A 14,604-nucleotide genomic window follows, 5' to 3' on the forward strand; every position below is an offset into this window, starting at 1 on the left:
TGAGTTGCATGGACAATGGGGCTATGTTGCAATCTCATTTATAATAGGGATTGCAATCGCCTTTTTCTCTTCGGTTGTACTGCTGACGTGTTGTTTCGTTTTTTATGTTTTCTTTTGTTTATATCGTACTTCGCATAAAACCTTCTTTTTTTGTATTATAGCGTGTTTTAGTGGCGCTATGTACACTACGTATGTTCAAGAGCAAAACAAGCCTCTAGGAGATCCCTACGGACTTACAAGAGGGGTGATACAAAGTACACCTCTTATTAACGGGGATCGCTTATCATTTCAAGTTGAAGATCAGAATAAAAATATAGTGCAATTAAGTTACAAAATTAAATCAGCCTTGGAAAAGAAACAACTGCGACGATTACATGCAGGAGTATCATGTATATTCGAAGGTGAGAGAAAAGAACCGCAAATAGCCCGTAATTTTCATGGTTTTAATTACCGTGATTATCTGTATAGGCAAAATATTCATTTCACATTTGATGCTACATATATTTCTGAATGCCATAAAACATCATTGTCACTTGTGCAATGGATTCTTCTTTTGAGACAGCAAGTAATCTCGGGAGTTACAGAACTGTTTCCAGAGCAATCAGGTGCTTTTATGAATGCGTTAGTATTTGGTGATAGACAACAAATGACATTTGAAATTGAAGAGCAATATCAACAATTTGGTCTTGTACATTTGTTGGCGATTTCAGGATCGCATATCGTATTGTTAATGGTGATTGTGTATTTTATTTTGCTAAGAAGTGGTGTGACGAGGGAGCTAGCAACAGTATGTCTTATCTTCTGTATTCCTATATATATGATTTTTGCAGGAGCATCACCGTCTGTTATAAGAGCTTCTATAACAGGAGTTTTGATGTTGATTGCTTTCATGTGTTCTCTCCGTTTGTCTAGCTTCGATGCTTTAAGTATAACGGCTATATGTATGCTTATATATGATCCATATCTTATTTATAATATTGGGTTTCAATTTTCTTTTGTTGGTAGTTTTGCTTTACTTTTGTCTGCCCCGTTTTTGCTAGAGAGTAGTAATGGAGTGATCCGAAATTCTATTTATATTTCTCTTATTTCACAGCTCGTTAGTACTCCAATTTTGTTATATCACTTCGGTTATTTTTCTCCATATAGTATTTTTCTGAATATCCTATATGTTCCGTTTTTATCCCTTGTTGTATTACCGTGTAGTATTGTTATTTTGGTATGTATACCAATCATTCCATTTCTTGCAAAAGGACTTGCGAATGTACTATCAATAGGTTTGAATCTTTCTAATGATTTTTTAATTTATTGTGAAAACTTATCATATACCTGCCTTAATTTCGGGCAAACACCTATACTTCTTGTAGCTCTATATTGTGTGAGTATAGTTAGTATATTGATGGTTTGGGAAAGGCGAATATCGAAGGGGATTATGTTTATAGCTTCAGGTATATTTCTTTTTATTTGTACATGTCATTATGTATATCCGTATTTTCGGGAAAGCGGAAGTGTTACATTTCTTGACGTTGGACAGGGAGATGCAATATTAATTCGCCTCCCGTACGATAAAGAGATTTACCTCATTGATACCGGTGGAACAATTCGTGTAAACAAGGAAGAATGGCAGCAGAAAAAGCATGAATTTTCAGTTGGAAATGATATTTTAATTCCCTATTTACAAAAGGAAGGTATTAAAACAATCGATAAATTAATCGTAACGCATGGAGATGCGGACCATATAGGTGCTGCGGAAGAGTTATTATCAAATATAACCGTAAAAGAAGTTGTATTTGGCCGAAAGCAACAAGATGCAGTATTAGAAACAGTAATAAAGAAAAAGGCGTTAGAAAAGGAAGTGAAAATAAGGGAAGTGGGAGAAGGGGAGAGTTGGAGCGTAAATGAAGCGGAATTTTTTGTACTAGCTCCAGCGGGAAAAGAAAGAAGTGAAAATAACGCTTCAATTGTAATATGGGCAAAATTAGGAGGGATAACGTGGCTGTTTACAGGTGATTTAGAAGAAGAAGGAGAGAAGGTTTTAGTAGCTACGTACCCAGATTTACGGGCGGATGTTTTAAAGGTTGCTCATCATGGGAGTAACACGTCGTCTATAGTGCCTTTTCTGAGCGCCGTACAGCCTAATGTAGCGATTATTTCTGCCGGTGAGCGTAATAGGTATGGGCACCCTCATAAGGAAGTTATAGAGCGTTTTGAGAAGATGGGGATTGAAATATGGCGCACGGATAAGCAAGGTGCTATTTCCTATATTTTTAAAGGGGAACACGGAACCTTTCATAGCAAAATCACATATGATGAAACACATAATAGATAAAAAGAAGACTGCCGGTAAGCAGCAGTCTTTAAGAACCAATAAATTTAATAACAGTTGCAATGATGAAAAGTGTTGCGAAAAAACCAAATGAGACGATAAATCCTACCCCTGAATCAATAGCGTCATTGCGTTTACTTTGAACGTTTTGTTCAAAATCATTCATTTAGAATCCCTCCCCAACATTCCACTTTAGTATAAAATATTGTCAGAAAAAAATCTACAATTTCCATATGAAGAGGAATCGAGTGTTTTTACTACTTTTAAATCAGGAAGTAACGTGAGTTTTTTGTTTCCAAGCATGTTAACAGTTGGCACTTATACTCGGATTTTTATTGTGAATAATAAAGGGAAGGTGATTACCGCACACCAATAAGAAACCCGGGGCTTATTGCGTGGCGTTTAATATAAATAAAGGGACGGGGTTATACAGCCCGTTCCTTTGTACTTGTAAAACAAAAGCTAGGGCATTAGTATAAATATATATTGCCAAGTTAGGGAGTAGGAAAAAGTATGAGTAGTGATATACATAAAAAGATTAAAAAGAAGCAGTTTGCTCCGTTGTACTTACTGTATGGAACGGAAGCGTTTTTTATAAATGAAACGATAAAGCTTATTACAACAGAAGCGCTTGAAGAGGAAGATCGTGAGTTTAATGTTGTGACATATGATTTAGAAGAAGCGTATTTAGAAGATGTGGTTGAGGATGCACGTACACTTCCTTTTTTTGGAGAACGTAAAGTGCTATTAATAAAATCACCACTATTTTTAACTTCACAAAAAGAAAAGTTAGAGCAAAATATAAAGATTTTAGAAGAATATATTGGGGAGCCTTCTCCATTTTCTATTCTTGTTTTTGTTGCGCCTTACGAAAAACTGGATGAACGAAAAAAAATCACAAAATTATTAAAGAAAACATCGGATATAGTAGAAGCAAATGCGATGCAGGTGCAGGATGTTCAGAAGTGGATTGTTGCTCGTGCAGATGAAGTGCATGTACATATTGATAATGCAGCTGTTAGTTTGTTGTTAGAGCTTGTAGGAAGTAATGTAACGATGTTGGCTAAGGAAATGGACAAGTTAACTTTATATGTCGGTATGGGCGGAGAGATTACACCGAAACTTGTTGCCGAGCTTGTGCCAAAATCAGTTGAACAAAATGTGTTTGCTTTAACAGAAAAAGTTGTGAAAAAAGATATCGCGGGTGCGATGCAAATTTTGGATGGATTATTTACGCAGCAAGAGGAACCGATTAAATTGCTTGCGTTATTGGTAAGTCAATTCCGCTTGCTGCATCAAGTGAAAGAGTTACAGCAACGTGGTTATGGACAAAATCAAATTGCTTCTCATATTGGAGTGCATCCATATCGTGTAAAGTTAGCGATGAATCAAACGAAGTTTTTCTCTTTTGAAGAACTAAAGAAAGTGATTATAGAATTAGCGGAAGCTGATTATAGTATGAAGACAGGAAAGATGGATAAGAAGCTTGTGCTTGAGTTTTTCTTAATGCGGTTAAATCATATGTGATGATACGAAAAAAGTTCACGTTACTTGGTAACGTGAACTTTTTTGTATATAAAAAAACGACCCAAATGGATCGTTTTTTAAACGCCTTACGCGTTTACTTGTTTCGCTAAGCGAGATTTTTGACGAGCTGCAGCGTTTTGGTGGATAAGACCTTTACGAGCTGCTTTGTCAAGTTTTTTAGAAGCAGTTTTGAAAGCTTCTTTAGCAGTTTCAAGATCGTTATTAGTAACTAAAGCTTCTACAGTTTTAACAGCAGAACGCATGTCAGACTTGATAGAAGCGTTATGTGCACGACGCTCTTCGCTAAGTTTAGCGCGTTTGATAGCAGATTTGATGTTTGCCATACTTTTCACCTCCCTGGTGCAATCGAATGACTCGATTCTTACATAGAACAAGTGATATTCTATCAAACGGTGAAGAGAATTGCAATAGTATATCAATGAAATTTCACGTAAAGGAAAGAATGACCTTATATAACTTTGGGAAATCTAACGATATTTACTATGAATTACGGAGGAGATACGATGAAAGAACCATTAGATTTAAGTAAATATAGCGTTAGAACTGACCTTGCTGTAGAGGCGCATCAAATGTTGCAAGAGCGCCAAGAAGAACAAAATGGAATACAAGGAGTTATTGTAAAAGAGAGGGAAGAAGAAGGTGTTACCATTACAAAAGTAACAATTGATGAAGTTGCGTCTGAATCGATGGGTAAAAAACCTGGAAATTATTTAACGCTTGAAGTACAAGGTATACGTCAACAAGATACGGAACTGCAACAAAAAGTAGAGCGCGTTTTTGCGAAAGAATTTTCTTGTTTCCTAGAAGAGGTTGGTGTTACCAAAGAAGCGAGCTGCTTGATCGTCGGTCTTGGGAATTGGAATGTAACACCAGATGCACTTGGACCGATAGTTGTAGAAAATGTATTGGTAACGAGACATTTGTTTCAATTGCAGCCTGAAAGTGTAGAAGAAGGGTTTAGACCTGTTAGTGCAATTCGTCCTGGGGTAATGGGGATTACAGGAATTGAAACAAGTGATGTTATTTATGGGATTATTGAGAAGACAAAGCCGGACTTTGTAATTGCAATTGACGCGTTAGCTGCCCGTTCTATTGAACGAGTAAATAGTACGATACAAATTTCTGATACGGGAATTCATCCTGGATCGGGTGTTGGGAATAAACGTAAGGAACTAAGTAAAGAAACATTAGGAATTCCTGTTATTGCTATTGGTGTTCCGACTGTAGTTGATGCCGTTTCGATTACAAGCGATACAATTGATTTTATTTTGAAGCACTTTGGAAGAGAGATGAAAGAGGGACATAAGCCATCAAAATCTTTATTACCTGCGGGATTTTCATTTGGAGAAAAGAAAAAATTAACAGAAGAAGATATGCCGGATGAAAAAAGCCGAAATATGTTTTTAGGTGCTGTAGGTACGTTAGAAGATGAAGAGAAGAGAAAATTAATTTATGAGGTGCTATCCCCTCTTGGTCATAATTTAATGGTAACCCCAAAAGAAGTAGATGCTTTTATAGAGGATATGGCAAATGTAATTGCAAGTGGTTTAAATGCAGCGTTGCACCATCAAATTGACCAAGAGAATACAGGGGCATATACACATTGATGGGAAGGGCTGATAGTAGTTTAAGCCACTTTACGCTTTTGTGTATATGTAGCGCAATCTTATGCTTGCTTATGATGATAGCAGGAGTTGCGCTTGCTAATCATGGCTTGAAAAGTATGAAAGGTTATCAACAACTGTCGTATGAACAAATAGCTCATATGACTGGAACAGAGGGGGCGGATGCTGAATCGGAAATTTCGGGAAGTTCGTTTTCAACAATTGAGAAACAAAAACAATTAGAAAGTTTAAGGAGTTTTAATGTCGTAGAAGGAATTGGTATGGCGATAGCAAGTGTTGCTTATGAAATGACAAAGTTTGGGACAGATATAGTTGTTGGGAAAGTGAAAGAGATTTTTAGTTAAGAGTAGCAGCAAGAACGGTTGTCTTATCGTTTCGTACGACAGCCGTTTTTTAATTTGAAAAAGGTTTGTCTCTTATGGTTTGTTCGCATAAGATATAGATAGAATGATTTGTATCGTAAGCAGCACGAGTTTTCATTGAATCTTTGCTGCTCTATTGATATAATCAGTGCTAGTGTATATTGGCGAGACTATTAGGAGTTGAGAACATAGATGAATAAAGAAGAAAGAGCAAAAAGACAATCCAAAATTCGTAATTTCTCTATCATTGCTCATATTGACCACGGAAAATCAACGTTAGCAGACCGTATTTTAGAGAAAACAAACGCGTTAACACAACGTGAAATGAAAGCTCAATTGCTTGACTCTATGGATTTAGAGCGTGAGCGTGGTATTACAATTAAATTAAACGCAGTACAATTAAACTATACAGCAAAAGACGGTGAAGAATATATTCTTCACTTAATTGATACACCAGGGCACGTCGACTTTACGTACGAAGTATCACGTAGTTTAGCGGCTTGTGAAGGCGCAATTCTTGTAGTGGATGCAGCACAAGGTATTGAAGCGCAAACATTAGCGAACGTATACTTAGCACTTGATAATAATTTAGAGATCTTACCGGTTATTAACAAAATTGACTTACCAAGTGCAGATCCAGAACGCGTACGTCAAGAGGTAGAAGATGTAATTGGTTTAGATGCATCAGAAGCTGTACTTGCTTCAGCAAAAGCTGGGATTGGTATTGAAGAAATTTTAGAACAAATTGTTGAGAAAGTACCAGCACCAACAGGTGATTCAGAAGATCCGTTACAATGTATGATTTTCGACTCTTTATATGATCCGTATCGCGGTGTAATTGCTTATATCCGTGTTGTAAATGGAACGGTAAAAGTTGGCGATAAAGTACGTATGATGGCAACTGGTAAAGAATTTGAAGTAACAGAAGTAGGTGTGTTTACACCGAAGACTACGCAACGTGACGAGTTAACAGTAGGTGATGTAGGTTTCTTAGCAGCATCGATTAAAAATGTTGGTGACACACGTGTTGGTGATACGATTACACACGCGAAACGCCCAGCTGCAGAGCCGTTAGCAGGTTATCGTAAATTAAACCCAATGGTATTCTGTGGTTTATATCCGATTGATTCTGCGCGTTACAACGACTTACGCGATGCGTTAGAAAAGTTAGAGTTAAACGATTCTGCACTTGAGTTTGAACCAGAAACATCTCAAGCGCTAGGATTTGGTTTCCGCTGTGGTTTCTTAGGACTTCTTCACATGGAAATCATTCAAGAACGTATTGAACGTGAATTTAAGATTGATTTAATTACAACAGCGCCAAGTGTTATTTATAAAGTTTATTTAACAAACGGTGAAGATGTTATTGTTGATAATCCATCTAATATGCCAGATCCACAGTCTATCGATCGTGTAGAAGAGCCGTTTGTGAAGGCTTCAATTATGGTTCCGAATGACTATGTTGGAGCTGTAATGGAAATTTGCCAAGGTAAACGCGGAACATTTATTGATATGCAATATTTAGATGAAACACGTGTTACATTAACGTATGAAATCCCGTTATCAGAAATCGTATATGATTTCTTCGATCAGTTGAAATCAAATACGAAAGGGTATGCATCATTTGATTACGAGTTAATTGGTTATAAACCATCTAAACTTGTGAAAATGGATATTCTTTTAAATAATGAACAAGTGGATGCTCTATCATTTATCGTACACCGTGATTCAGCGTATGACCGTGGTAAAGTAATCGTAGAAAAATTAAAAGAATTAATTCCGAGACAACAGTTCGAAGTGCCGATTCAGGCGACTATCGGGAACAAAGTTGTAGCGCGTTCTACAATTAAGGCGATGCGTAAAAACGTACTTGCAAAATGTTACGGTGGTGACATTTCTCGTAAGCGTAAACTTCTTGATAAGCAAAAAGAAGGTAAAAAACGTATGAAGTCTGTTGGTTCTGTAGAGGTACCGCAAGAAGCGTTCATGGCTGTACTGAAAATGGATGACAACTAATATTTACTTGTTATATAAAAAAAGAAGCCGTTTATACGGCTTCTCTTTTTGTATCATTACTTTTTAGACATCTGAGTATCTCTCAATTACAATAGTGAGAGATGCTTTTTAGTTCATACAGAGTTAGGAGTTTGTTAATGTCCGAAAATATTCGAAAAGATATTCATGAGAAGATACAAAATGGTAATTTTAATTGTGAAAAGGAATTGACCCTTTCTATTATTAGCGGGAAGTGGAAAGTTGTGATACTGTGGCATCTTGGTGTAGAAGGGCCGCATCGTTTTAGTGAATTACAACGATTATTCCCAAGCATTTCTCATAAAGTTTTGTCGAACCAATTAAAAGAGTTAATGGAAGATGGGATTGTTGATCGAACAGTATACCCAGAAATTCCTCCACGAGTGGAGTATTATATGACGGAATTAGGCATGTCGCTTTTACCAATCGTTGAAATGATGTATGATTGGGGAAAAATGCGAATGGAACAAATTCGTAATACGTTAGAGAAGTAAAGAACCCTCCCGAGTGCGGAGGTTTTCTTTTTAGAAAGGTAGGAGTTATATTTGGTACAAGCTGCATATATTCATATTCCGTTTTGTCAGCATATTTGTCACTATTGTGATTTTAATAAAGTGTTCATTGAACGCCAACCGGTTGATCAATATTTAGAGTATTTAGAGAAAGAAATAATAAACACGGTTCAAAAAGTGCCGTTTGATAGTATGAAAACGATTTTTGTTGGTGGGGGAACTCCGACAGCGTTAAATATGGAACAGACAAAAAAGCTACTCGATATTATTAATCGTCGTTTGCGTCCGTTTGCTCCGAATTGTGAATTAACATTTGAAGCGAATCCAGGTGACTTACCGAAAGAGAAGTTAAACGTATTGCTAGAAGGTGGAGTGAACAGAATTAGTTTTGGTGTGCAAACATTTCGAGATGAACTGCTTGAGAAAATTGGACGCAAACATACAAGGGAAGATGCCTTTGTAGCGATTAGAGAAGCACAGGAAGTAGGCTTCAAAAATATTAATATAGATATTATTTATGCTTTGCCAGGACAAACGATAGAAGACGTAAAGGAAACATTAGATATTGCTTTTACGCTTGGTGTACAACATTTCTCGGCATATTCATTAATTGTGGAACCGAAAACAGTGTTTTATAACTTAATGAATAAGGGGAAATTACGTCTTCCAGGTGAAGATCACGAAGCGAAAATGTACGAAATGGTAATGGATGAAATGGAGAAACATGGTTATAAGCAGTATGAAATTAGCAATTTCTCAAAAGGTGATAATGAAAGTAGACATAATCTCACATACTGGAATAATGAAGAGTATTATGGCTTCGGAGCTGGGGCTCATAGTTATGTAAATGGAGAGCGTATCCAAAATGTAGGGCCACTGAAGCAATATTTCAAGAAAATTGATGAAACGGATTTTCCATATTTAGACGTCCACGCAGTGACGGAGAAAGAAAGAATGGAAGAAGAACTGTTCTTAGGGCTTCGAAAAACAAAAGGTGTATCTAAAATGGCGTTCCAAAAGAAATTTGATATGGAGATGGATCAAGTTTTCGCGAAGCAGTTGCAAAGTAATCAAGAACAAGGGTTGCTTGAAGAGAGAGACGGATACGTGCGTTTAACACGAAAAGGAAAATTATTAGGGAATGAAGTGTTCCAGTCATTTTTGATTGATTAAATAAATGTTCTATAAACGTGAAAAAGTTTCATTATTTCGTGACGTTTCCGTTGACAATTGAATGTCAATTTTGGTAAGTTATTAATAGATTTAGCACTCGAAGACAAAGAGTGCTAACAGAGGTGATGATGAGATGCTTACGGAACGTCAGCTCTTAATTTTACAAACAATTATTGATGACTTTATTGGATCAGCGCAGCCGGTTGGTTCTAGAACGTTGGCTAAAAAAGATGAAATTACATTTAGTTCAGCTACTATTCGAAATGAAATGGCGGACTTAGAAGAATTAGGTTTTATTGAAAAAACGCATAGTTCTTCTGGCCGTGTTCCTTCTGAGAAGGGATACCGATTTTATGTAGACCATCTTTTAGCGCCGCAAAACTTACCGAAAGCTGAAATTGTACAAATTAAAGATTTATTTGCTGAAAGAATTTTTGAAGCGGAAAAAATTGCACAGCAATCGGCTCAAATTCTATCAGAACTTACGAATTACACGACCATTGTTCTTGGGCCGAAGTTAAGCACAAATAAACTTAAAAATGTACAAATTGTGCCGCTTGATCGTCAAACTGCAGTCGCTATTATTGTAACTGATACAGGGCATGTACAAAGTAAAACGATTACCGTTCCGGAATCTGTTGATTTATCAGATTTAGAAAAAATGGTTAATATTTTAAATGAAAAGCTATCTGGTGTACCGATGGAAGAACTGCATAATAAAATCTTTAAGGAGATTGTTACAGTTTTACGTGGGTATGTTCATAATTACGATAGTGCAATAAAAATGTTAGATGGTACATTTCAAGTTCCGTTATCGGAAAAGATATACTTTGGAGGAAAAGCAAATATGCTTTCGCAGCCAGAGTTCCATGACATTCAAAAGGTTAGATCTTTACTTACCATGATTGATAATGAAGCCGAATTTTATGACATTTTGCGTCATAAACAAGTCGGGATTCAAGTGAAGATTGGTAGGGAAAACTCTTCGACGGCTATGGAGGATTGTAGTTTAATTTCTGCAACATATTCGATCGGCGAAGAGCAACTTGGAACAATTGCTATTTTAGGTCCTACGAGAATGCAATATTCTCGTGTAATTAGTTTGTTACAGTTATTTACGAGACAATTTACTGATGGACTTAAAAAGTAAATGAGAGTAATACATTCGCTCAAGTGATGAAATTTTCATTGCTGTGTGTAATATATAATGCTTAGGTAATCATGCTATGCATGATACCTAATACCTTTTAAGGAGGTGAATATTGTGGAAGAGCGTAACGAACAAGTGGTAGAAGAAGTAAAAGAAGCGCAAGTTGAAGAAGCTGTCACGCCAGAAAACAGTAAAGAAACTGTAGAAGAAAAAAGTGAGGCTGCTCTTTTACAAGAAAAAGTAGATGAGTTACAAGCGAAACTAACGGAAACGGAAGGTCGCACATTACGTCTACAAGCTGATTTTGAAAATTATAAGCGCCGTGTCCAAATGGATAAACAGGCTGCTGAAAAATATAGAGCACAAAGTCTAGTTTCAGACATCTTGCCAGCTCTTGATAATTTTGAAAGAGCAATGCAAGTGGAAGCGACTGATGAGCAAACGAAATCCTTATTACAAGGTATGGAAATGGTGCATCGTCAATTGTTAGAAGCGCTGACTAAAGAAGGTGTGGAAGTGATTGAAGCTGTTGGTAAACAGTTTGATCCTAATGAACACCAAGCTATTATGCAAGTGGAAGATAGTGAATTTGAATCAAACGCGGTTGTGGAAGAATTCCAAAAAGGTTATAAACTAAAAGACCGTGTGATTCGCCCATCAATGGTAAAAGTAAATCAATAATTTACATAAAACTAGGAGGATTCGCCATGAGTAAAATTATCGGTATTGACTTAGGTACAACAAACTCTTGTGTAGCTGTTATGGAAGGTGGAGAACCAAAGGTTATCCCAAATCCAGAAGGAAACCGTACAACACCTTCTGTTGTAGCTTTCAAAAATGAAGAACGTCAAGTTGGGGAAGTTGCAAAGCGCCAAGCAATTACAAACCCAAATACAATCATGTCTGTTAAACGTCATATGGGTACAGACTACAAAGTAGAAGTTGAAGGTAAAGATTATACACCTCAAGAAATTTCTGCAATCATTTTACAAAACTTAAAAGCTTCTGCTGAAGCATACTTAGGTGAAACAGTAACGAAAGCTGTTATTACAGTACCTGCATACTTCAACGATGCAGAGCGTCAAGCAACGAAAGATGCTGGTCGTATCGCTGGTTTAGAAGTTGAGCGTATCATTAACGAGCCAACAGCAGCAGCACTTGCTTACGGTTTAGAAAAACAAGACGAAGAACAAAAAATCTTAGTATATGACTTAGGTGGCGGTACATTTGACGTATCTATCCTTGAGTTAGCAGACGGCACATTCGAAGTTATTTCAACTGCTGGTGACAACCGTCTTGGTGGAGATGACTTTGACCAAGTTATTATTGACCATTTAGTAGCTGAATTCAAAAAAGAAAATAACATTGATTTAAGCCAAGATAAAATGGCACTTCAACGTCTGAAAGATGCAGCTGAAAAAGCGAAAAAAGATCTTTCTGGTGTAACACAAACACAAATTTCGTTACCGTTCATTAGTGCTGGAGCTGCTGGTCCATTACACTTAGAATTAACATTAACAAGAGCGAAATTCGAAGAGATTTCAGCAGGTCTTGTTGAAAGAACGTTAGAGCCAACTCGTCGTGCATTAAAAGACGCTGGTTTTGCTCCAAGTGAATTAGATAAAGTTATCCTTGTTGGTGGATCTACTCGTATCCCAGCTGTACAAGAAGCTATTAAACGTGAAACTGGTAAAGAACCATATAAAGGTGTAAACCCTGATGAAGTTGTAGCATTAGGTGCTGCAGTTCAAGGTGGCGTACTTACTGGTGATGTAGAAGGCGTACTATTATTAGATGTAACTCCACTTTCTTTAGGTATTGAAACTATGGGTGGCGTGTTCACGAAATTAATCGAGCGTAACACTACAATTCCAACAAGTAAGTCACAAGTATTCTCAACAGCTGCTGATAACCAACCAGCAGTAGACATTCACGTATTACAAGGTGAGCGTCCAATGTCGGCTGACAACAAAACATTAGGTCGTTTCCAATTAACAGACCTTCCACCAGCACCACGTGGTATTCCACAAATCGAAGTAACATTCGATATTGATGCGAACGGTATTGTTAACGTACGTGCGAAAGATTTAGGAACAAGCAAAGAGCAAGCTATTACAATCCAGTCTTCTTCAGGTCTTTCTGATGAAGAAGTAGATCGTATGGTACAAGAAGCAGAAGCAAACGCTGACGCTGACCAAAAACGTAAGGAAGAAGTTGAACTTCGTAACGAAGCTGACCAACTTGTATTCCAAACAGATAAAGTTGTAAAAGATTTAGAAGGTAAAGTGGATGCGGCTGAAGTTGCAAAAGCAACAGAAGCGAAAGAAGCATTACAAGCTGCGATTGAGAAGAACGAGCTTGAGGAAATCCGTGCGAAAAAAGACGCTTTACAAGAAATCGTACAACAATTAACTGTTAAATTATACGAGCAAGCTCAAGCAGCTGCAGGGCAAGCAGAAGGTGCGCAAGGAGCACAAGATGCTGGCGCGAAGAAAGATAATGTAGTAGACGCTGAGTTTGAAGAAGTAAAAGAAGATAAGTAATAATAAATAAGTAAGATGACAAAAAGTCAAAGTCAAGCGTGCCTTGGCTTTGACTTTTTTCACGAATGAGAAGGAATGTGTGAGGATCTTAAGTTTTTTATTTTGCATACTGTAAGTGAGGAAACTTTGTTGCAAAGCACTTTCTTTCGGTGTTAAAATTACGTTTATGTGAAAGATTCGGGGGTTGTAAATTTATGAGTAAACGAGACTATTATGAGGTCCTTGGACTTAGCAAGGGTGCTTCAAAAGATGAAATAAAAAAAGCGTATCGTCGTTTGGCTAAAAAATACCATCCAGACGTAAGTAAAGAAGAAAATGCAATTGAAAAGTTTAAAGAAGTACAAGAAGCATACGAAGTATTAAGTGATGATCAAAAGCGTGCGCAATACGATCAATTTGGTCATGCTGGTGCAAATCAAGGTTTCGGTGGCTTTGGCGGCGGAGGAGACTTCGGCGGTGGCTTCGGTTTCGAAGATATCTTTAGTTCATTCTTTGGCGGCGGTGGCGGCAGACGTCGTGATCCAAATGCTCCGCGTCAAGGTGCTGACTTACAATATCAAGTCACTTTAGATTTTGAAGAAGCTATTTTTGGTAAAGAGTTAAATGTCGAGATTCCAGTAGAAGATCCATGTGATACTTGTAAAGGTAGCGGAGCAAAACCGGGAACTTCAAAAGAAACATGTAAACATTGTTCAGGGTCAGGTCAAGTAAGTGTAGAACAAAATACACCGTTTGGTCGTATTGTAAACCGTCAAGCTTGTGGTCATTGTTCAGGGACTGGTCAAATGATTAAAGAAAAATGTACGACATGTCATGGTTCTGGTAAAGTTCGTAAACATAAAAAAATCAACGTTAAAATTCCAGCGGGTATTGATAACGGTCAACAAATTCGTGTATCTGGAAAAGGTGAAGCGGGTGTAAATGGCGGGCCAGCAGGAGATTTATATGTTGTTGTTCATGTAAGAAGTCATGAATTCTTTGAGCGCGAAGGAGATCACATTATTTGCGAAATGCCATTAACGTTTGCGCAAATGGCACTTGGTGCTGAAGTAGAAGTTCCTACTGTTCATGGGAAAGTGAAGCTGAAAATTCCAGCAGGAACACAAACAGGAACAGAATTCCGCCTAAAAGGAAAAGGTGCTCCGAACGTACGTGGATATGGTCAAGGAGATCAATATGTAGTCGTGCGTGTTGTTGTACCGACGAAATTAACATCACATCAAAAAGATTTATTACGTGAATTTGCAGGACAAGAAGAGCAGGATGATAGTTTATTCGGAAAGCTTAAACGTGCTTTCAAAGGGGAATAATGGAAATAAAAAATGGAGTTGGTA

13 protein-coding genes are annotated in these 14,604 nt (G+C 37.3%); 11 read left to right on the forward strand and 2 right to left on the reverse strand.

The window, feature by feature from the left end:
- Positions 1 to 4: 4 nt before the first annotated feature.
- Positions 5 to 2,326: a DNA internalization-related competence protein ComEC/Rec2 gene (locus DN390_RS05170; RefSeq protein ID WP_147806746.1), complete on the forward strand. Its 2,322-nt coding sequence runs from the start codon at positions 5 to 7 to the stop codon at positions 2,324 to 2,326.
- A 28-nt stretch (positions 2,327 to 2,354) separates the two neighbouring features.
- Here the strand turns inward: DN390_RS05170 and DN390_RS05175 are convergent, their stop codons facing one another.
- Complete coding sequence (locus DN390_RS05175; RefSeq protein ID WP_000997609.1) at positions 2,355 to 2,489, reverse strand: YqzM family protein; 135 nt, start codon at positions 2,487 to 2,489, stop codon at positions 2,355 to 2,357.
- 347 nt (positions 2,490 to 2,836) lie between these two features.
- Here DN390_RS05175 and holA point away from each other — a divergent pair, with 347 nt between their 5' ends.
- Entirely contained in the window at positions 2,837 to 3,850 is a 1,014-nt protein-coding gene (gene holA / locus DN390_RS05180) for a DNA polymerase III subunit delta (RefSeq protein ID WP_060632318.1), read from the forward strand.
- Between the two features lie 86 nt (positions 3,851 to 3,936).
- On the opposite strand, the gene rpsT is transcribed toward holA, so the two are convergent.
- Entirely contained in the window at positions 3,937 to 4,194 is a 258-nt protein-coding gene (gene rpsT, locus DN390_RS05185) for a 30S ribosomal protein S20 (protein ID WP_060632317.1), read from the reverse strand.
- Between the two features lie 180 nt (positions 4,195 to 4,374).
- On the opposite strand from rpsT, the gene gpr reads away from it, so the two are divergent.
- The 9 genes from gpr to dnaJ all read left to right on the forward strand — a co-directional run bounded on the left by gpr (position 4,375) and on the right by dnaJ (position 14,580).
- Positions 4,375 to 5,478 (forward strand): GPR endopeptidase, encoded by a 1,104-nt coding sequence (gene gpr / locus DN390_RS05190; protein ID WP_147806747.1) that lies wholly within the window; start codon positions 4,375 to 4,377, stop codon positions 5,476 to 5,478.
- Positions 5,475 to 5,840, forward strand: coding sequence for a YqxA family protein (locus tag DN390_RS05195; protein ID WP_147806748.1), 366 nt, complete (start codon positions 5,475 to 5,477; stop codon positions 5,838 to 5,840). The genes gpr and DN390_RS05195 overlap by 4 nt, the downstream gene beginning before the upstream one ends.
- 210 nt (positions 5,841 to 6,050) lie before the next feature.
- Positions 6,051 to 7,874 (forward strand): elongation factor 4, encoded by a 1,824-nt coding sequence (lepA, locus tag DN390_RS05200; RefSeq protein WP_060632314.1) that lies wholly within the window; start codon positions 6,051 to 6,053, stop codon positions 7,872 to 7,874.
- Between the two features lie 137 nt (positions 7,875 to 8,011).
- Positions 8,012 to 8,386, forward strand: a complete 375-nt coding sequence (locus DN390_RS05205; RefSeq protein WP_001293536.1) for a winged helix-turn-helix transcriptional regulator — start codon at positions 8,012 to 8,014, stop codon at positions 8,384 to 8,386.
- Between the two features lie 51 nt (positions 8,387 to 8,437).
- The gene (hemW, locus tag DN390_RS05210) at positions 8,438 to 9,577 is read left to right on the forward strand and encodes a radical SAM family heme chaperone HemW (RefSeq protein ID WP_097950535.1); all 1,140 of its coding nucleotides are present in this window, start codon (positions 8,438 to 8,440) and stop codon (positions 9,575 to 9,577) included.
- Between the two features lie 133 nt (positions 9,578 to 9,710).
- Positions 9,711 to 10,727: a heat-inducible transcriptional repressor HrcA gene (hrcA, locus tag DN390_RS05215; RefSeq protein WP_147806749.1), complete on the forward strand. Its 1,017-nt coding sequence runs from the start codon at positions 9,711 to 9,713 to the stop codon at positions 10,725 to 10,727.
- Positions 10,728 to 10,841: 114 nt separating this feature from the next.
- Positions 10,842 to 11,408, forward strand: coding sequence for a nucleotide exchange factor GrpE (gene grpE, locus DN390_RS05220; protein WP_147806750.1), 567 nt, complete (start codon positions 10,842 to 10,844; stop codon positions 11,406 to 11,408).
- A 26-nt stretch (positions 11,409 to 11,434) separates the two neighbouring features.
- The gene (gene dnaK, locus DN390_RS05225) at positions 11,435 to 13,270 is read left to right on the forward strand and encodes a chaperone protein DnaK (RefSeq protein WP_097950538.1); all 1,836 of its coding nucleotides are present in this window, start codon (positions 11,435 to 11,437) and stop codon (positions 13,268 to 13,270) included.
- A gap of 194 nt (positions 13,271 to 13,464) precedes the next feature.
- On the forward strand, positions 13,465 to 14,580 hold the full coding sequence (gene dnaJ / locus DN390_RS05230) for a chaperone protein DnaJ (RefSeq protein WP_063222922.1): 1,116 nt from the start codon (positions 13,465 to 13,467) through the stop codon (positions 14,578 to 14,580).
- The last annotated feature ends 24 nt before the right edge of the window (positions 14,581 to 14,604 follow it).

This window comes from Bacillus sp. SH7-1, from assembly GCF_008042405.1.
Taxonomy (GTDB): Bacteria; Bacillota; Bacilli; order Bacillales; family Bacillaceae_G; genus Bacillus_A; species Bacillus_A thuringiensis_N.